The following is a 19723-nucleotide window of genomic DNA, read 5'->3' as shown; positions in this document are numbered from 1 at the left end:
GCCGGGGGCGGGCCGCCCGAGTTGGAACCGGAAGCGCCGACAGGCCGCCATGGACAACAGCCAACTCGGCGCCATCGTGGATTGATTGCAGCGCTGAGGGGATTCATGTCGAAGGCGGAGCAGACGCAGGGAACCACAGGACGGCTCCTCGCCGGGCGCTACCGGCTCGGAGAGGTCCTCGGCCGCGGTGGCATGGGTACGGTCTGGCGCGCCCACGACGAGACCCTCGGCCGGACGGTCGCCGTCAAGGAGCTGCGGTTCTCGACCAATGTGGACGAGGACGAGAAGAAGCGGCTCATCACCCGGACGCTGCGTGAGGCGAAGGCCATTGCCCGGATCCGGAGCACCGGCGCGGTCACCGTCTACGACGTCGTCAACGAGGACGACCGGCCCTGGATCGTCATGGAGCTCATCGAGGGCTGCTCCCTCGCGGACGCCGTCCGGGACACCGGCGGCCTCACCCCGCAGCGCAGCGCCGAGGTCGGACTCGCCGTCCTCGACGTGCTGCGCGCGGCGCACCGCGAGGGCATCCTGCACCGCGACGTGAAGCCCTCCAACGTGCTCATCGCGGACGACGGCCGGGTCGTGCTCACCGACTTCGGCATCGCGCAGGTCGAGGGCGACCCCTCGGTGACCTCCACCGGCATGCTCGTCGGCGCCCCCTCGTACATCGCCCCGGAGCGCGCCCGCGGCCACAAGCCCGGCCCGCCGGCGGACCTCTGGTCGCTGGGCGGCCTGCTGTACGCCTGCGTGGAGGGCGTGCCCCCGTACGACAAGGGCTCGGCGCTGGCGACGCTGACCGCGGTGATGACCGAGCCGCTGGACCCGCCGAAGAACGCAGGCCCGCTGGAGGAGGTCATCTACGGCCTGCTGGCCAAGGACCCGGCGCAGCGGCTGGACGACGCGGGTGCGCGGGCCCTGCTGGAGGACGCGCTGAGCGCCCCGGAGGACCAGGGGCCGCAGGCCCCCGAGCCGACCCGCACGATGATGCTGCCGACGCCTCCGGTGGAGGAGGAGAAGGCGGCTCCGAAGCCGCAGAAGAAGGCCGCCCCGAAGACGCAGAACAAGGCCCGGACCACGGCGGAGCCGCGGCCGGAGCCGCAGCCGAGGACCAAGCCGCCGGCCCGCGCCGAGGCGGAGGAGCGGATGCGCGGCGCGCTGCAGGCGGTGCGCGGCGCCGCCGTCGCGGCCAAGGAGAAGTCGGCGTCCGTGGCGAAGTCGGCGGCGGCCGCCAAGTCCGCCGCCGCGGCCCGGGCGGCCGGAGCGAAGTCGTCCGCCGGCGCGCGCGGTTCGTCCCCGGCGGGCCCGGTCGGCAACGGCGGGCGGCGGACCACCGGGGTCTCCCTCACCGATGTGGTGCCCCGCCGCACGCTGGTGATCGTTGCCGTGGTCATCGCCCTCGCGGTGATCGGCCTGGTGCTGGCCTTCACGCTGAACGGCGACGACGGCAGCGTCGCCGAGGGGCCGCGGAACGGCGGGGCCACCGCCACCGGGGAGCAGACCCGGGCGGAAGGCACCGGCAAGGGAGCCGGCCAGGACGGCGAGCGGGACGAGGACGCGGGCCGGCCCACCGAGAAGCCGCAGGGCGGCACCGGGAAGGACGAGTCCCCCGAGGACGGGAAGCGCCCGCCGAAGGACGGCAAGAAGGACGGCGACGGCGGGAAGGGCGAGCCGAAGGGCTTCGCCACGGTGTCCAGCAGCCGCTTCCACTTCTCCATGAAGATGCCGGAGAAGTGGAAGCTCACCCGGGTCGCGGGCCAGAACTCGGGCGGCATCTTCAGCGCGTCCGGCGGCTTCCCCCGGGTGCAGGTCGACTTCAGCTCCTCGCCGGGGACGGACGCGGCGGGGGCGTGGCGGAGCCTGGAGCCCGCGGTGCGCAGCAACTCGTCCGGCTACCGCTCGCTGGGCATCCGGAGCGTCGACTACCGGAACTACCCGACCGTCGCCGACTGGTCCTTCGAGCGCACCCAGAACGGCCGTCAGGTGCGGGTGCTGAACCGGGGCTTCAAGGTGGACGGCGACCACGGCTACTCGATCATGATTTCCTGCGGCAAGGACGCCTGGAAGGGCAAGGAGTGCTCCACGATCCGGGACATGGCCTTCAAGACCTTCCAGCCCAAGGACTGAGGCTTCGGGGGCGGGGGGCGGTACTGAGTCCGGGGCCGGGGCCGATACCCGGGCCGATCCCCGGGCCGAGTCCGGGGTCGGGGCCGGTGCCGTCCCGGTCCTAGGGGCCGGCGGGACGGCCGGAGTTGTCCGCGGACGCGAGGACTGCCTCCCCGTCGCGGACGTCCCCGCGCCGACCGTCCGGGGCCGGACCGGCCTGCGGTGAACGGCCGCCCGGACGCCGCAGGTTGTGCCGTCCGCTCGGCAGGGTCCGGCTCCGGCACGTATCGTGAGTCCCCGCGGACCGTACGCAGCCGTAACGCGCCGGAAGTCGACTGGAATTGACGGTTCGTACGGCCGGTGGGTCCGGCTGGGTGAGGTGTGGATCGCGCGCTCCGGGGAGGCGTCGTGGAGGACTACGCGGGTCGGGTGCTCGCCGGCCGCTACCGGCTGCCCCGGCCGCCCTCCGACGTCTACGACCTGGTGGAGACCCGCGCCTTCGACACCTTCAGCGGCCAGGAGGTGCTGGTCCGGCAGATACCCCTGCCGGAGGTGGTGGAGGCCGAGGTCGTCGGCGCGGACGGCCACTACGGCGCCCCCGCGCCCGGGCGTCCGGGCCGGCGTCCCGACGACCCGGCGGTGCGGCGCGCCATCGACGCCGCCGCGGCGGCCGCCGCGATACCCGACCACCCTCGGCTCGACCAGGTCTTCGACGTCTTCGCCGACGACGGCAGTCTCTGGGTCGTCAGCGAACTGGTGGCCGCCCGCCCGCTGGCCGCCCTTCTCGCCGAGAAGCCGATGTCCCCGCACCGCGCGGCCGAGGTCGCCGCCGATGTGCTGACGGCCCTCCGCGCGCTCCACGCCCACGGCTGGATCCACCGCAACATCACCGCGCGCACCGTCCTGGTCTGCGACGACGGGCGGGCCGTGCTCACCGGCCTCGCGGCCGGCGCCGCGGAGGAGGCGCTGTGCGGCTACGACCCGGTGCCGCGGGCGTATGACGACGGCCCCGCGGTGTCCGGCGGCCCCGGTGCGCCGCCGGAGCCGGCGGGGCGGGAGCACCCGGCGGAGGAGAGCGAGGGCCGGGCGGTGGGGAGCGCGGGCCCGGACGACGCGGACCCCGGCACCGGCCCGGACGCCGACGAACCCGGCGCCGGCCTGGGCCCCGAGGCGCACGTGCCCTGGCCCGGCCCTGCCGCGTCCCATGGCGGACCGGACGACCGGGCCGCTCGTGACGCCCGTGACGCTCGTGACGACTGTGCCGCCCGCGACGACCGGGCCGCTCGTGCGGAGGCGATCGCCGCCTACCGGGCGGGTGCCCGGGCTGCGGCCCGTTCGGACCTCCGGCCCGGGACGGAGGCCGCCCCCGGGCTGCCCGCCCCGCGCCGTAGTACCGACGCCGGCCCGCGCGCCGAGGTCACCCCTTGGGCCGCGCCCGCGCCCGGCGACGCCCCGCCGGCGCTGCCCGCCACCCGCGGTGACCTGCCCGCGAGCCCGCTCGAACGCCACCGGGACGGCGACCGGCCTCGGGGCGAAGACCGGCCCTGGGACGACAACCGGTCATGGGGCGGCGATCGGCCCTGGGGCGAAGACGGGCCCTGGGGTGTGCCCGCCGCCCGCCGGGCCGAGCACTCGGAGCACTCCGAGAGCTCCGGACACGCCGGTCTCTCCGGGCATGCCGGCCTCTCCGGGCACTCCGCGCGCGGGCACGGGTACGGACACGCCGCCGGACGTCCGGACGGAGAGCCGCTTCGCGGCGGGTCCCACGGCCGGGCCGACGCCCCGGCCGCCGTCGTCCACCGCGGCCCCGAGACACCGCTGGCCGCCGAACGGGCCCGGCAGGCGCGCATCCTCGTGGTCGGCGCCGTCACCGAGCGCTGGGCTCCCGAGCAGGCCGGTCCGGTCCACGGCAACTGGCAGCTCGCGCCGCCCGTCGGCCCCGCCACCGACCTCTGGGCCCTCGGCGCCCTCCTCTTCCGCGCCGTCCAGGGGCATGCCCCCTTCCCCGAGGAGAGCGCGGCAGAGCTGGTGCAGATGGTGTGCGCCGAGCCGCCCGCCTACGCGGAGGAGTGCGGTGCGCTGCGCCCCGTCGTCGAGTCGCTGCTGCGCCAGGATCCCCTGGAGCGCCCGGACTTCGAGGAGCTGCGTGGCTGGCTCCGCTCGTTGATCCGGTCGGCGCCGGAACCCGACCTCGGCAGCCGTACGGTGACCGTCCCCTCGCTCGGCACCGGCGAGCCTGCCGATCCCCGCCGGCTGCCGGTGCTGCGCCGCCGGGGCGAAGTGGTGCGCAAGCGGCGCGCCACCGACCCGGCCGTGGCGCACGGTCGGCACAAGCGGGGCCGGGAGAAGGCCCGGAGAGGTCCGCGCGCCCTCGGTCTGACGCTGCTGGCGCTGATCCTGCTCGCCCTGGCCGGGGCCGTGGCGTACGCGGTGCTGTTCATGCCGGGGGCCACCGAGGACCGGGGCGCCGCCCGTACGGGGACGGCCGGTTCGGTGAGCCCGGCCCCCGACCCGGCGGGTGAGGGCGGCCCGGCGGACGGGGACGACCGAGGGAGCGGGGGCGCCGGTGGCACGGCGGACTCGTCGTCCCGGGAGACGCTGTCCACCGAGTCCGCCGACCTTCCCGAGGGCTTCGCGGTCCGCAAGGACCCCGCCGGCTTCCGGCTGGCCGTCCCCCGGGACTGGGAGCGCCGCGGCGAGAACTCCCGCGGCCAGGTGCGCTATCTCGGCGGCGACTGCGAGCTGATCGTGGTGCCCGGCCGGGACCGGGTCGCCCGCTTCGGTGGCGACCCCATGGCCTACCAGCAGGACCGGGAGCAGGAGCTGGCGTCGTTCCGGGCGTCCCAGTGGGCCTCGGCCTCCGGGCTCCGCCGGATCGACGTCGGGACCACGGCGATGGCCGAGGGCACCTTCCGGTGGAAGGACAGCAGCGGCCGCCAGGTCTACGGCCGCAACCTGGCGATGATCCTTCAGGGCCGCTACCACCTCGTCCTGGTCCTCGGCCCGGACGACCGGCGCGAGGACGTCGACCGCTTCTTCCGGCACGCGAGCGTGACGTACCGGGTGACGGGCTGAGGCTGACGGGCTCACCGGCCCCTCGGCGGACGGACCCCTTTCCGCCGGAACCGTCTCCACTGGAAGCCGTCCCCGCCGGAACCGTCTCCACCGGAAACCGTCTCCGCCGGAAGCTTCGCTGCCGGAGCCGTGCCGGAACCTTGGCTGCCGGAACCTTGGCTGCCGTAACCGCCGCTTCGGGCCGCGCACTCCGGGCTCGCGCCCGTCGGCCCGCGCCCGCGCACTCCGTAGCCCGAGCTCCGCAGCACGCGCGCCCGCCGCGCTCCGCCTCGCCCCGGACGAACCCCGTGTCAAGCCGACGAGCCGGGCAACACGCCGCACATCCAGGGAAGTCCACCCCGATGGCCCTGTCCCGGCGGGGACACCGGTGGGGCAGGATGGGCCTCATGGTGAGCTACGGCGGTGGCGAGAGCGGACGGCTGCTCGCCGGTCGGTACCGGCTGGGCGCACGGCTGGGGCGCGGCGGAATGGGCGTCGTGTGGCGGGCCACCGACCAACTCCTGGGCCGCCAGGTCGCCGTGAAGGAGTTATACCGGGACGACGGGCTGCCGGAATCGGAGGCCCGGCTGCGGCGGGAGCGGACCCTGCGCGAGGCGCGGACCGTGGCGCAGCTGCAGCACCCCCATGTCATCGTCGTCCACGACGTGGTCGAGCAGGACGAACGGCCGTGGATCGTCATGGAGTTGGTCGACGGCCGTTCGCTGAGCGACCAGCTCGCCGCCGACGGGCCGGTGCCGCCCCGTGAAGCGGCGCGGATCGCGCTCGCCCTGCTGGGCGCCCTGCGCGCGGCCCACGCCCACGGCGTCCTGCACCGGGACGTCAAGCCGGCCAACGTCCTGATGGAGACGGGCAGCGGGCGCGTGGTGCTCACCGACTTCGGCATCGCCCAGGTGAGCGGGGGCACGACCATCACCGAGACGGGCTCGTTCGTCGGCTCGCCCGAGTACACCGCGCCGGAGCGGATGTCCGGCAACCGGACCGGCCCGGAGTCGGACCTCTGGTCGCTCGGGGTGCTGCTCTGCGCCGCGCTGAGCGGCCGGTCCCTCTTCCACCGCGACTCGCTGGGCGGCGTGCTGCACGCCGTCGTCTCCGACGTGATCCGCCCGCCGGACGCCGCGGCGCCGCTGATGCCGGTCGTCCGGGGCCTGCTGGAGCGCGACCCGGACCGCCGACTGGACGCGGCCACCGCCGAGCCGCTGCTCGCGGAGTACCTGCGCACGGGCCGGATGCCGGAGCCGTCCCCTTCCGCTTTCCGGGCGTGGCGGGGTGCGGCGGAGCCGTCGGGGGACACCACGGCTACGGTGTCCGGTCCCGCCGGCGGGCCTCCGGGCTCGGGCGCGACGCGCGCCCGTACGACCGTGGCGGCGGCGCTGCTCGTCGCGGCGGCGCTCGGGGCCGGGGTGGCCGCTGTGGCGATGCTCGTGGACGAGGTGCCCGGAGGGGGCACCAGTGTGGGGCCTTCGGCCACCTCGAGCCGGGACGGCGGAAAGGGCGGTCCGGGCGGGCGGCCGTCCGTGTCCGGGCGGAGCCCGTCCCCCGTGGTGACCGTGACCTCGACGGCCACAGAGACGACCGGCCCCAGGGAGACCGGCGCCCCCGGGACAGCCGGCCCGTCCGGCTCCTCGACGGCGGCGCCGAAGGGCTACCGCACGGTCTTCGATCCCGCGGGGTTCCGGATGGCGGTTCCCGCGGGCTTCACCCGCTCCCTCGATCCCCCACGGGTCCTCTACTCCTCGCCCGGCGCGGTCCTCCGGCTCGGGGTCCGCATCGGGGAAACCGGGGCGGACGACCCGCTGGCCGCGCTGCGCAGGGCGAACGACGAGGGGCCGGAGCGCTACCGGGGATACCGTGAAGCCCGGGTCGACGGGGCCTCGTTCCACGGACGGCGAGCCGCGCGCCGGGAGTTCACCTGGGACGGGGCGGCCGGGAGCGGTCCCCGGTGCACCTACGACCTCACCTGGGACGAGGGAGGCCGCAGGTACGAGGTGTCGATGACGGCTCCGGTCGCCGAACGGGCCCGGGCGCGACGCCACTTCGACACCGCACTGGACACCTTCCGCCGGACCGGCTCGTAGTCCGGCGTCGGCGCGACCGTCCTGTGACGGAGCGTACGAAGGGTGCCACGGAGTGAGTCATACAAACTTGCGAGCCGTCCCTTGATCGTGAATGATCGCCTCCGCACTCATGCGATGACGGGGACATCGGGGGACAGGATCGATGAGCGTGCCCAAGGCGTTGCGCCTTGTTTTGAATCTGCCGGATCCGCAAGGCGACAAATCGGCAGTAAACGGGATGGAACCACAAAATGCGGCGCCCGGCGTCACGCCGACGCCCGCACCGAATGCACCGCAGGTCGACAATCCCTGGGTGGCCGCCGCGGAGCGGGTCGCTTCCGCCAACAACTCGGCGCCCGCTGCCCAGCCGTCCGCGCCGGATTCCTCCGGCACCGGGGGCCGGCAAAGGAAAGGCCCGGGGGCGGCCGGCACGCCGTGGAATGTGCAGGACGAGAAGAGCGGGACGCTCTTCGCCCGCCGTTTCGGCCGAGGGCTCCTCTGGACGGTCGTCGCCCTCGCAGCGGTGACGGGCGTGCGCTCCTGGTTCTTCCCGTCGAAGCCGGTCCAGGGCCCGCCGCCCGTCGTGAAGGCCGGGCCCGTCTACCCCGTCGACACAGCCCAGGCGGTGGCCGCGCGCTTCACCCGCGCCTATCTGACCTGGGACGAGGAGAACCCGGGCGACCGGGAGAAGGCCCTCGCGCTCGACGTCGCCTCGGCGGGCGACCCGGCGATGGGATGGGACGGCAAGGGGAAGCAGGAGGTCGACGAGGTCCACTCGGGCCAGGTGGCCGTGACCGGAAAGGGCCGCGCCCGGGTCCATGTCGAGGCCCACATCCTGCCCGGCACCGGGAAGAACGGCGGGAAGGGCGGCTGGCTGGGGCTGGACGTCCCCGTCGTCCGGGTCGGTGAACGCGTCGTCGTCAGCGGCGAGCCCGGCCTGGTCGGTCCGACGGCCCCACCGGCCCACGTCCCGGAGAGCGATCCGCCCCCGGTCGACGCGGCCATGTTGCAGCGGACCAAGGGCGTCCTCACCCAGTTCTTCAAGGAGTACGCGGCGGGTGACACCTCCACGGTCGCCGCTCCCGGGGCGAAGATTCCGGCCCTCCCGGCCGGCATCGCCCTGGGCGGGCTGGACGACTGGAGCGTCGACGCCGGAAAGGGCAGTGACCGCACCGGCACCGCCGTTGTTCGCTGGGACACCTCCGGCGGTGCGGTGGAACAGACGTACCGGGTCGTCATCACCCGTGTCGCCTCGGCGCAGGCCGAACGCTGGCAGGTCTCCGGCCTGCACGGCGGCGGCAACTGATTCTCCGGAACATTCTCGAAAGAGGCAGGACATCATGCATACGCTGCAGCTTGCGGCAGAGCTCACCGACGGTTCGGATCTCAAGAAGTGGATCCTGCTGATCGCCGGAAACGTCTTCATCGTCATTCTCGCGGTCCGTGGAATCGGCTACTACGCCAAGCGCGAATGGGGCGAACTCATAGGTCACCTGATGGCCGCCGTGGTCATCGCGGGAATCGTCTACGCGCCCAATGTGGCCGTCGACCTGTTCAAGGGAATCTGGAACAAGGTCGCAGGCACCTGATGCGTAAGGGGTACACCTTTACGCGGCACTTCGATCTGGAGACCCGTCAGCACGAACTCATGGGCCTCGACCTCGGCGAGGGAGTGCCGCGGCGCACCCTCGTCCTGGGCGTGCTCCTGCTCGTGGGCTGGTGCGGCGGCCTCCTGATGCTCTTCGGAGCGCCCTCCCAGTACACGTTCTCGCTCTACATGCTGCCGCCGCTGGTGACCGCGGTGCTCGGCGCACAGCGCAGCCGGCGGGTCGACCGGCGCCGCAATCTGACGAGCTGGGCGCTCGCGATCCGCTATGTCGCCGTGGGCCACCGGCCGGTCATCAACGGCGGCCGCCGGGCCGCGGGCCGAGACGAGTGGATCCCGGTGCGGGACCGCTGGGGCGAGCGGGTGGACCAGATCCTCGACCTGCCCGGCTTCGGCGGGCTGGAACGTTTTCTGACGAGCGGCACGGACCGGGCCGTGTCCGCCGGTTCGCCCGTCCGTCTCGCCGCCCGCGCCCGCCTCCACGGGCCTGAGCGGGTGTGGCGGGCCCGCCGCCGCGCCGGTCTGGACAAGAAGCAGTCCTCGGCGGCTGCGTCAACGAGGAAGGGACGTCGGTGAAGATCGGCAAGAGCATCGGACGGTTTCTGGGCCTCGGCACCGAACGGGCCCTCCCGCCCCCGCGGTACGAGGCCGTGGCGGACGGCCTGATCATCACCGACACGGCCGCCGAGGCGTGGTTCGTCCTCTCCGGCTCGAACACCGACCTCATGGCGGAGGGCACGCGCGATGCCGAACAGGACGTCATCGCCTCGGTTCTCGCACGCACCCTGGCGGGCTTCGACTGCCATCTGAAGGTGCTGTGGTCCCCGCTCAATGCCGAGGAGTACCTCCAGGAGACCGAGCAGCTGTTCTCTGCCGGGCAGTACCGCTCCTGGGCCCAGCTGCGGGTCGACCGGCTCGACATGCTGGATCTGCCCAGCCGGCATCTGCTGCTGGGTGTGCGCATGGCGGAGCGCAACAATCAGACCAAGGCCAAGAGCCGTGCCGGCTTCCAGGAGGCCCTGGGGCTCGGCACTCGCCAGGTGTCGTACAAGGAACTCGCCCGGTTCGACGCCCTCACCCGACGGCTGGGGCGTCAGCTGGAGAGCACGCCGTGGCGTGCCCAGCCCGCCACCGTGGAGATGCTGGCCTGGATGATCGCCCGGGAGCAGCACCGCAGCGCGGTGCTGCCGGCCGCCAACGGCGACGGTGCCGTCACCGGCGCCAAGCTTGCGCAGCTCACCCAGGGACGGGTGCTGCCGTATCCGGACCACCTCCGGATCGTGGACCCGCGCGGGCAGGTCACCGCCTGGGTGTCGGTGCTCGCCATGACGGGCTTCCCGGAGGAGATGGAGACCCCCGGCAGCGGCGAGTGGTTGCGTGCGGTCTCGGAGATCACCTACATCCCCGAACAGGACGACCTGGACGGCGGTGGGCAGATCCCCGTCGTGCCGGTGAACCCGGAGGTGTCCGTCCGTTTCGAGGTCATGCACAAGCGGGACGCGCTGAAGGCGATCGATGAGGCCCGCCGACTGGCGAAGGAGCAGCGGCAGTCCGCCGCCAAGCACTCCGCCGGTGAGGCGGGGCGGGAGATCGAGGAGACCGAGCAGGTCATGGCCGACCTGTCCCGCGACATGAAGCGGGACGACGTGACGCTGATCGAGGACCACCCGCGGATCGTGGTCACCAGCGAGGCCGGCCTCGACGACCTGCGCGCCAAGGTCGATGCCGTCATCAGCCACTACGGCGGCATCGGCATCGAGGTCGTGGTGGGCTCCGACGAGCAGCGCGAACTGTGGCTGGAGACCCAGCCGGGCGACCAGCTGCGCGTCGCGGATCTGGGACACACCCGGACCGTCGACGCCTTCGCGGGTTCGTGGTTCTGGGGCGGCGCCCAGGTCGGCGACGACACCGGCCCGATCGTCGGCTACCTCACCGGCTCCACGCCCGGTGTCATGCGCAACGACGTGACCGCGGGCAGCGAACGCGGCGACGCGACGACCTCGGCGTTCATCGGCCGGTCCGGGCGCGGCAAGACCACGGGCATGATGCTGAGCCTGCTGGACGCCGGGTTCCGCGAGGCGTTCGTGCTCGCCCTGGACTTCAAGGGCGACCTGGGCGGGCTGGTCAACGCGGCGCAGGCGTACGGCCTCGATGCGCAGCTGGTGCAGACGGGCACCCACTATGCGGGCGTCGCCGACCTCTTCCGGATGCTGGAGGAGGACGAGCGGGCCCAGATCGAGGTTCCGGCGCAGCTCGGTATCGCGCTGCCGTCGCATCTGCGGGTGCGGGGCGCGGAGACGCCGATCCAGAAGGCGGTCAACCAGGTCATCGCGGACGGGCAGCCGGCCACCTGGAAGGTCGTCGAGCGGCTGCGGAACAGCGACGACCCGCTGGCCCGGGAGGCCGGCGAGGCGCTCTACGAGCTGTCCCTGACCGGTGTCGGCGCCCCGTTCATGGGCCGGCCGTCCGGCGAGGCCATGCTCTCGCCGAAGCCCGGACTGTGGGTCGTCCAGATGCCGGGGCTCTCGCTGCCGGACTCCGACAGCGACCGCGAGGACTGGAACGTCACCCAGCGGCTCTCGGTTGCCCTGATGCACTCGATGATCGCCTACGCGGTCACGACGGCGGGCCGCAAGGACCTCCGGGGGATGCGCAAGGTCGTGGCGGTGCCGGAGGTCCACGTCCTCACGGCCACCCGCGAGGGCAGTGCGTTCCTCCAGTACATCGCGCGGGTGGGCCGTGCTCTGTCGACGGCGCTGGTCGTCGATACCCAGGACCCGGAGAGCCTGGCCGGCCTGACCGGTCTCGTGGAGCAGCTGACCACGGTCTTCGGCTTCCAGCTCACCACGCCGCAGCAGCAGGACGCGCTGGCCGCCCTGCTCGGCCTGCCGGACGGCGAGCACACGCGCCGGCTCATCCAGGCGATCGGTGTGCAGGCCGACGGGGAGATCCGGCACGGCCACTGCATCACCCGCGACCGGCGGTTCGCCTGCGCCACGACGCAGTTCGACATTCCCAGCATCGAACTGCTGGAACTGCTCAGCACCACCCCGACGATCGGCCGGTTCGCGGCCGAGCCGGACAACCCTCGCGAAGGACTCGCACAGGAGGCGATGGCGTGATGCGTGTACGGACCATGCTGGCGAGCACGCTCGTCGTGGCAACGGCGGCCGCGACTCTCACCGGATGCTCCTCCTCCGAGGAGGGGGAGGCGAAGGCCAAGCCGGAGGAGATCGCGCGGAGTTTCTATAAGGCGTACGCAGCTCGGGACTGGAAGACGTACTGCGGGCTGATGACGGCGACTGCGCAACGGAGCGAGATCAAGTCCTACACGGACTCCGATGACACCCTTCCGCGAACTTCTGCCCGTAATTGCGTGAAGGCTCGTGGTTCGATCGGGGGCGGCAAGCGCAAGGCGCCCGATCACGAGTACCGGACCGGCAAGCCGGTCGAGGTACCGGAGACCCCGGAGCACGACGCAGGCGTGGGCATATGGATCTCGAGGCAGCGGTATGACGAGTCCTCCGGGGAAACACGTACCACTGGCCTGGTTCTGCGGCTGGTGAAGCAGAAGGACGAGTCGTACAAGGTCGACCAGCAGGAGCGTCTCTACGACAGGACCTCCACCGACGATGCCTCGGTCACCCGTCTCCTCCAGGGCAGCAATTGATGAGGAAGCGCACGCTGGCCATTCCGGTCGTCGGCGCGTTCGTGACGCTCGTGGTGCTGAGCAACGCCGCCTACGCCGCCGGCCCTCCGGGGGAGATGGATCCGACCGGTCTGGGCGGGCTGATTCCCGAGGCCGTTCCGCCCCCGGGCTCCGGCAAGACCCTCTTCGAGGCGTATCCGGACGCCAGCGCCTGGAAGCTGGACAACGAGTTCGGTGACTGGGACCTGATCGACAAGTTCCTCGGCGGGATCAACTCGCTGCTGATGGCGGCGATCGTGCTCATCGGACGAGCCTGTGTGGTCATCACCCAGTGGGCCCTGCTGGGCGCGTCCGTCCCGGAACTCAACGCGCCGATCACCAAGGCCGTGGGCGGGGCGGCCGGGGCCCTGGTGCCCACCCTGCTGCCCGCGGCGCTGGTCATCGGCGCTCTGGTCGCCTATGGCAACAACAAACGGGCCAACGGCTCCGCGCTGTCGCAGATCGGCTGGCTCTTCGCCTCCGGTGTTCTGGCGATTTCGCTGCTGACCAGCCCGGGCGCCTGGGTGGACGGCATCAACTCGGTCCGCAACATCGGCAATGACGTCACCTTCAGTGTCGCCAGCGCGGGCATCGGCGATCCCGGGAACACCCCCATCAAGATGGATCGCCCGCCGAACTTCGACGCCGTGCCCCGCTGCAAGGACGACGACACCAGCGACTTCTGCACCGCTCTCGTGAAATGCCAGAAGGAGGTGAAGCACGCCAAGGACAAGGCCGCGCGCGAGGCCACGCAGGCACGCTGCGACAAACTCAGCGAGCAGCAGCCCAAACGGGTCGCCATGATGCGCAAGGCCGGCGACGCCGTCTGGCGGACCTATGTGGTCTACCCCTGGTGTCTCGCCGACTTCGGCAGCATCGAATGGTGCCAGTACGTGGGGGAGGAAACGCTCAAGAAGTCTGGCGAAGACCGAGCGAACTATCTCTCGAAACACATGAATGACGATGACGACACTGATGAGTTCGCCGGCAGCAAGTCCGTCGACTGGCGGCAGGGCCACATCCCCGAGGGGCGGTTCGGCGTCCTGCTGCTGTCGATGATCTCGATCCTCATCTACGCGGTCCTCGTCCTCACCCTCGCCTTCGCCTCCATCGCCTCGCTCCTCGGGGCGCTCATGCTGCTCATCGCCGGGGTGATCTTCGCCTGTCTCTGGGTGATCCCCGGCAAGCCCCGGCAATGGGGCGTCAAGTGGTTCGACGCCCTGCTCGGCATGGTGCTCCAGTCCTTCGTCGTCACCCTGGTCCTCGCCTGCCTCCTGATCATCACCACGGTGTGCACCCAGGCGGCCGGTGACCTCGGCTGGTTCGTCGCCTCCGGACTCTCCATCACCGCCGGTCTGGTCGCGTTCAAGTTCCGCCGGATGGTGGAGACCATCGTCGGCTCGATGAGCGCCGCCGGGCCGGAGGCTGCGATCGGCGGGCTGCTGGCCGCCAAGGCCGTCGGCGGAGTGGCCCAGCGGGCCCGGACCATCGGCGGCAACGTCAAGCGCAACGTGGGCCGGATGGCCAACGACCGGTGGGACACGCTGGCCCGGGAACGCGGCGGGACGACGGCGGGCGGGTCGTCCGGTCCGGGCAGGGTCGGCGGACTGCCCGGCGGGCCGAACAAGCCCCTGCCGCCTCCGGGCAGCGCCCCGCCGCCGCTCGCCGCCGGGAACCAGCGGCAGGCACAGCTCGGGCGGAACCGCGGCCAGGTGGCCGCGGAGCGCCTGGGCGGCCCGGCGAAGGGCGACGGCCGCGGCCGGTCGTACCGGCAGGGCGAGCGGGGAGCCTCCCCGGTGCGTCCGCCGAGCCGCAAGTCGGTGCCGGTCAGCGTCATCCAGCCGAACGCCAGGCTGCACCGGTCCGCGGAGCGGACGAAGAACAAGCCGGGCGCCACCGGCCCCGGCAGCCCTGCGAAGGCCGCCGGGAAGGCCGGGGACACCGCGCGGAGCAACACGGCCCGGCGCAGGCCGTACGACGCCCCGTTCCGGCCCGTCGTGCCGCACCGACCGCCGCAGAGCCGGCAGGCGCCCCCGCCGAGCCGGCCGGTCCAACGGCCCCGCCCGGACTCCGGTGGCCGGCACCGCCCGGGCTCCGGCGGCCCGCAGCGGGACGACGGCTGACCGAGCCGCACAGCCCACCGCCGGCGGCAGCGCCCGACGCTGCCGCCGGTGCCATCCCCTCCCACGCCCGTCCATGACGGTTCGACGATGGAGAAGCCATGCCCGCGGATCCCCGCGAACCCGACCACGCGAAACCGAAGCCGTCCACCCCGGAGGACTGGCGCGAGCTGCTGAAGGCGCAGTACGACTACCCCGAGGACCTGGCCGGGCCCGACAGCGGCCGCAAGGAACGCAAGGTCGCCCGCAAGGGATGGCGGGCCGCTGACCGGGAGGCGCGGCGGCAGTACGTCCGAGACCTCCGTGAGCGCGAGCCCGCGACGCCCGGCGGCATCATCGTCATCGTCGTCGCGCTGCTGGTGGTCGGCGGACTGGCCTCGCAGGTCTTCCCCGGAGTCGGCTCCGACGACCGGACGACGGTGAGCACCGGAGGGGCACCCAAGCCGCCCGCCCCCGCGGACGACGGTCCCGACGGGGCGCCGGACTCACCCACCCCGAGCGCCTCCCAGTCGTCCACGGAGGCAGTGGACCGGCAGAACCCCGACCGCGTTGCCGAGGCGTACCTCAAGGCGTTCCTCACCCGGGACCCGGTCGAGGACCAGGGCCACGAGGCATCCGTCCGCCGTGCCTCTCCCTGGATGACGAGTGCGCTCCGGGACAACCTCATCGAGCACCCGGACCCCGCCTACACGAAGCTGGTCATCCTCGGGGGCGTGGCCACCGTCAAGCACGTGACGGTGGAGAAGGCCGGTACCGACCTGCCGGGCGACATTCCCAAGGCCCGGGTCTACCGGGCGGCCACCAGCCGGATCGCGGTGAAGGCCGAGAAAACCACGATCCAGACCCGCGAACTGCACCTGGAGATGCTCTACCGGGATCACGGCTGGGTCGTCTCCCGCATCCTCGACCTGGTGCGGCCCGGTGAAGGGACGTAACGCGGTCCAGCTCGCCGGCGGTCTCGCGGGCCGTGCGGCGGGGCTGAAGTTCGGTGTCGTGGGCGCTGTGATCTTTCTGGCGATGCTGCTGATGCTCGGAAGTTTCGCCGGACCGGGGGACGCCGAGGCATCCGATGGCGACTGCGCCGGGCAGACCGACGACGTCGAGGTGCCGACCGGCCCCGCCGGCTCGAAGGAGCAGGTGGAGAACGCGAAGATCATCGACAAGGTCGCCGCACGGCGCAAACTCCCGGGCCGGGCCACGCTCATCGCGCTGATGACGACGCTCCAGGAGTCCGGGATGCGGAACCTCAACTATGGCGACCGTGACTCGGTGGGCCTCTTCCAGCAGCGCCCGTCGGCGAACTGGGGCAAGAAGGCGGAACTCCTCAAGCCCGAGTACGCTGCGAACGCCTTCTACGGCGGGCGTGGTCAGGGACGCCCGCGCGGCCTGGTGGACATCAAGAACTGGCAGCGTCTGCCGCTCGGCGTGGCGGCCCAGAAGGTCCAGGCCTCGGCCTACCCCGATCTCTACGCGCCGCACGAGAAGGAGGCCCGCCGCATCGCGGAGAAGGCGGGAATCGATCTGGCGCGGGCCGGCAGCGCCGGTGGCGGGGACGCCGGTGGCGGGGACGCCGCCGAAGACGAGGACACCGCCTCCGGCTGCGAGGACAGCGGCGGCGAGAAGCCCGGAAAGCCGGGGGAGCCGTTCCACGACGGCGACGCGTCCTGGCCCGACAAGGTGCGCAACCGGCGGTCCACCAAGGACGCCATCGCCTGGGCCAGGAAGGAGGTCGGCGGTCACGCCGAGTGGCAGCGGCTGTGCCTGGCCTTCACCGCCCGCGCCTACGGATGGAACTTCTCGGGCACCGGGTACGCGGTGGACCTGTACCGGAAGGAAATGCCCAAGGACATGCGGCACGACCGCGACCGCAAACCGCCGCCCGGGGCGCTGATGTTCTGGGACACCGGAAGCCGGGCAGGTCACGTCGCGATCTATATTGGTGACGGCAGGATCGCCAGCAACGACATCAAACGACCGGGACACATCGATATCGTCGATGCCACGGACATCGAGTCGGTGTGGGGGGCCACGTATCTCGGCTGGTCGCCGCCCTACTATCCGCACGCCGGGTGAAGCCGGGTGGGTGCGATCCGGCCCGGGCCGGCAAGGAGTTGAGAATCGGATGCCCGCTGCTGTCGACCTCTCGACGGTTCCCCCGTCCCCCGTGCTCACCATCGTGCTGATGACCGACGGGTCCGTCACCGTGGACGGCGAACCGGTGCCGCCGAGCGGCGATCCGCGCGCGGCCGGGCTGCGCGAGGCGACGGTGAAGGCCGCGTTCCTGGGGCGTCCGGTCCGCGTCAACGCCAAGGAACCGGACGGCTCGCTCTGGCCGTTGGTCGTCGGTCCCGACGGCGCGGTGGCAGCGGTGGAGAGCCCGCACCCGGTGCCCCGCCCTCCCCAGGAGTGGATCGCTGCCCCGTCACCGGAGTACGCGCAGTACTGGGACCGGATCCGCGCGGCCGAGAGCCGCGGCGACCTGCCCGGTGCCGTCGGGGAGGCCGCCGAATTGGTGGCGGAACTCGGCCGACGGTACGGCCCTGAGCACCCGCAGACCGTCAACGCCCTGCACACGCAGGCCTACCTGGCGCTCGTCGCACGGGACCACCCGCAGGCGAGCTGGCTGCACGTCCAGGTCGCCGTCCGCCGCGTCGCCGCGGCAGCGCCGCACGACGCGACGATTCAGGTGGCCCGGAACGCGTTTGCGGCGTGGAAGGAAGTGGCCGACCCCGCGACCGCGGTGCACATCGGACGCGAGGTGCTGGCCATGTGGAAGGCGGTCGCGCGGACCGAGAAGGACCAGCGCATGGTCCGGCGCACCGAACAGCGCCTGGCGGACCTCGCCGGGCGGGTGGCGGCGAGGTAGTGGCTGGGACGGGTGAGGCCTCACAGCCTCACCCGTCTCAGAGGCGGGGGCCCTTGGAGGCCTGTCCCAGGCTCTGCTGGGGCAGTTCCACCGGTGACGGGGACGGTGTGGGCTCCGGGGCGGTTGGTTTGAGCCGGTCGAGGGGGCTGGGCCCGTCGTCCCTCAGGAGCTCCGACAGGTCCTCGCTGATGTCGGGACTGACCTCCGGGCTCGGTGCTTGTCGGGCGGATTCAGCCTTGGCGGCGTTCTCCGTCTTGAGCTCCGCTTCCATCGTGCGGACTTCTTCGACGATGTGGGGGCGGACCCCGGGATCGAGGGTTGCGCGGACCTTGCGCTCGGCGAGCTGCTCCACACCCGGCGGAATGTCGATGTCCTGGTAGTACTCGTTCTGCAGGATGTCGGAGGCTGCCTCGTACTCCTTGGCCAGGTCCCGGTTGCCATCACTGATCTCCTCGAAGTGACCCGAACGGGCCAGTTCGTAGAGCTCGTGCGTTTCCGACTTGATGCGGAAGCTGTCGGGGGTGTGGAACTGGAGCTCGAACTTCTCCTGGGTCTCCGCGTTCTGCCACGAGGTGTTGATGCCCTTGTAGACCGGGTCTTCCCAGAGGTTCTGCTCCTTGCCTGGGATGGGTTCGTAGCCCTGTTCCCGGAGTTGCTCGTAGGTCTGCTTCGTTCCCTCCGTGTACGTCTCGGGCGGGAAGCTCAGCGTGTAGCGGTTGAGGTCCTCGACCTTCCGGGCGGTCGATTCGACACTCTTGCGATTCCGGACCCCGGCAGCTGCCTTCCGCTGGAAGGAACCGAGGGTCTTGAGTGAGTGCTCAAGACCCTCCAGTCGGCTGCCGTGGGACTCGGCCGCACTCTGTTGGATGTTCTTCATCAGGCCGTCGAGACGGTTGCGAGCCGACCGTGCTTGCTCCCAACGGTCGACGACGACCTGATTCTGTTCTGGGGTGAGCGTGAGATGCGATTCCGCGCCCTCGCCCCGCCAGCCCCCCGCTGAATGGTCGCTCACAGCTCAGTGGTCCTCGCGACTCCGCTGATCTCCTGGACCAGCCGTTCGGCTTCGGAGGGGTTGATCTCCACCAGATGCGGGAGGTCGGAGGCACGTGAGTGGAAGTACTCGAAGACCACTGTTGTCGGCCCCCAGGTATCGTCGATCTGGAACGATTCGTCGTAGCGGCGCTCCGGGCTCTCACGTCGGCGTACGACCGTGGTGGGCTTTTCCCCGTCCCGCCAGTCGGCCTCATCCGCGTAGTGGGCCCAGTAGATGACCCAGCCCTGCCGGTCGGCCTCCAACTCCTGGGCGCGCTCGGGGCTCACCGGGTGGAGCTTTTCGGGCATGGGCGGGTACTTGACGTTGGTGTCCTTGATGTTGTGCCACTGCCAGTCGAGCAGCGAGAGGTACTCCCACTCGTCTCCCCGGCTGCGCCACAGGTCGGCGGGCCGCTCCCGCTCATAGCCCACCGTCATGGTCACGAAGTACTCGTACGGAACGGTCATGTCTCGCTGCTCCTCCTGCTCGCGGCGTTCGCCGTGCTCGCTGCATCGATTCTCGTGGCGAGCGCCGCCGGGTCGGTGGGTTTCCCCGGCCGGTCCGGGGCGTGGTCGCTCTCGCAGCTCTTGAACATGTAGTGCTGCCGGATCCGTTCGAGCGTCGGCCACAGCCACATCTGGTGCCAGTACGCCATGTCGGGCCCGGTGCCCGCCGACTGGGTGTCCGCCTGCGCCGCGGCACACCAGGCGGCCCGCAGTGCGGCGAGTTCCTCCGCGACGCCGCCGTGGGCCGGCCAGCAGGGCCAGATCCGCAGGTTGAGCTGCGGTGCGTAGTGCGCGCTGAGCCAGTCGACCCAGGCTGCCAGGTCCCGCCAGTCCTGCTCGGACGCGCGGGCGGACCAGGGGAGCGCGGTGCCCGGGCCCGGGGTCGAGCCCTGCCGGGCCCCGGTCGCCCGAACCCCGCCCGCCGTCGGGCCTCCGCCGGCTTCCAGGGCCTCGAGCCTGCGCAGTACCCCGGCGAGGATCTGCTCCAGATCGCCCTGGTCGCTCTTCACCCGGAGGGCGAACTTCTTGACGAGCTGTTCCAGTTGTTCCCGGTGGGCCTGCTGGGCCGTGGCGTCCCGCTCCAGCCGGTCGATACGGGAGAGCGTGCGGACGGGGTCGACGCGCGCGGCCCCCATGGGACCCGTCTCAGGGGAGTGGTTCTCCGTCATC

At 72.1% G+C, this 19723-nt stretch carries 15 protein-coding genes; 12 read left to right on the top strand and 3 right to left on the bottom strand.

The genetic code is table 11. The features are described 5' to 3' along the window. Positions 1-105: 105 nt before the first annotated feature. From ABT112_RS18220 to ABT112_RS18165, 12 genes are all read left to right on the top strand, one after another. On the top strand, positions 106-2127 hold the full coding sequence (locus ABT112_RS18220) for a protein kinase domain-containing protein (protein ID WP_351510729.1): 2022 nt from the start codon (positions 106-108) through the stop codon (positions 2125-2127). A gap of 387 nt (positions 2128-2514) precedes the next feature. Beyond that, positions 2515-5181, top strand: a complete 2667-nt coding sequence (locus tag ABT112_RS18215; RefSeq protein WP_351510727.1) for a serine/threonine kinase C-terminal domain-containing protein — start codon at positions 2515-2517, stop codon at positions 5179-5181. 386 nt (positions 5182-5567) lie between these two features. Beyond that, positions 5568-7256 carry a serine/threonine-protein kinase gene (locus ABT112_RS18210; RefSeq protein WP_351510725.1) on the top strand — a complete coding sequence of 563 codons (1689 nt, stop codon included), beginning with the start codon at positions 5568-5570 and terminating at the stop codon, positions 7254-7256. 421 nt (positions 7257-7677) lie between these two features. Beyond that, on the top strand, positions 7678-8541 hold the full coding sequence (locus ABT112_RS18205; protein ID WP_351510723.1) for a conjugal transfer protein: 864 nt from the start codon (positions 7678-7680) through the stop codon (positions 8539-8541). A gap of 34 nt (positions 8542-8575) precedes the next feature. After that, on the top strand, positions 8576-8824 hold the full coding sequence (locus ABT112_RS18200) for a hypothetical protein (RefSeq protein ID WP_351510721.1): 249 nt from the start codon (positions 8576-8578) through the stop codon (positions 8822-8824). After that, positions 8824-9417: a hypothetical protein gene (locus tag ABT112_RS18195; protein ID WP_351510718.1), complete on the top strand. Its 594-nt coding sequence runs from the start codon at positions 8824-8826 to the stop codon at positions 9415-9417. Before ABT112_RS18200 ends, ABT112_RS18195 begins: the two co-directional genes overlap by 1 nt. After that, a complete protein-coding gene (locus ABT112_RS18190; RefSeq protein ID WP_351510716.1) occupies positions 9414-11963 on the top strand; it encodes an ATP-binding protein in 2550 nt (849 codons plus the stop codon). Before ABT112_RS18195 ends, ABT112_RS18190 begins: the two co-directional genes overlap by 4 nt. After that, complete coding sequence (locus tag ABT112_RS18185) at positions 11960-12511, top strand: hypothetical protein (RefSeq protein ID WP_351510714.1); 552 nt, start codon at positions 11960-11962, stop codon at positions 12509-12511. The genes ABT112_RS18190 and ABT112_RS18185 overlap by 4 nt, the downstream gene beginning before the upstream one ends. Then, complete coding sequence (locus tag ABT112_RS18180) at positions 12511-14652, top strand: TrbL/VirB6 family protein (RefSeq protein ID WP_351510712.1); 2142 nt, start codon at positions 12511-12513, stop codon at positions 14650-14652. The genes ABT112_RS18185 and ABT112_RS18180 overlap by 1 nt, the downstream gene beginning before the upstream one ends. A 98-nt stretch (positions 14653-14750) precedes the next feature. Next, the gene (locus ABT112_RS18175; protein WP_351510710.1) at positions 14751-15584 is read left to right on the top strand and encodes a hypothetical protein; all 834 of its coding nucleotides are present in this window, start codon (positions 14751-14753) and stop codon (positions 15582-15584) included. Continuing rightward, positions 15571-16722, top strand: coding sequence for a C40 family peptidase (locus ABT112_RS18170; protein WP_351510708.1), 1152 nt, complete (start codon positions 15571-15573; stop codon positions 16720-16722). Before ABT112_RS18175 ends, ABT112_RS18170 begins: the two co-directional genes overlap by 14 nt. Positions 16723-16771: 49 nt before the next feature. Continuing rightward, a complete protein-coding gene (locus ABT112_RS18165) occupies positions 16772-17515 on the top strand; it encodes a hypothetical protein (RefSeq protein ID WP_351510706.1) in 744 nt (247 codons plus the stop codon). Between the two features lie 37 nt (positions 17516-17552). On the opposite strand, the gene ABT112_RS18160 is transcribed toward ABT112_RS18165, so the two are convergent. From ABT112_RS18160 to ABT112_RS18150, 3 genes are read right to left on the bottom strand one after another with little or no spacing between them, the layout of a single operon-like run. Next, the gene (locus ABT112_RS18160; protein WP_351510704.1) at positions 17553-18527 is read right to left on the bottom strand and encodes a hypothetical protein; all 975 of its coding nucleotides are present in this window, start codon (positions 18525-18527) and stop codon (positions 17553-17555) included. Continuing rightward, positions 18524-19015: a hypothetical protein gene (locus tag ABT112_RS18155; protein WP_351510702.1), complete on the bottom strand. Its 492-nt coding sequence runs from the start codon at positions 19013-19015 to the stop codon at positions 18524-18526. The genes ABT112_RS18160 and ABT112_RS18155 overlap by 4 nt, the downstream gene beginning before the upstream one ends. Next, entirely contained in the window at positions 19012-19722 is a 711-nt protein-coding gene (locus tag ABT112_RS18150) for a hypothetical protein (protein ID WP_351510700.1), read from the bottom strand. The genes ABT112_RS18155 and ABT112_RS18150 overlap by 4 nt, the downstream gene beginning before the upstream one ends. Between the last annotated feature and the right edge of the window lies 1 nt (position 19723).

Origin of the sequence: Streptomyces sp. NPDC002055, assembly GCF_040296705.1 — a bacterium.
Taxonomy (GTDB): Bacteria; Actinomycetota; Actinomycetes; order Streptomycetales; family Streptomycetaceae; genus Streptomyces.
Note: the sequence above shows the minus strand (reverse complement) of the source record. Positions and strands in the feature narration are given on the sequence as shown.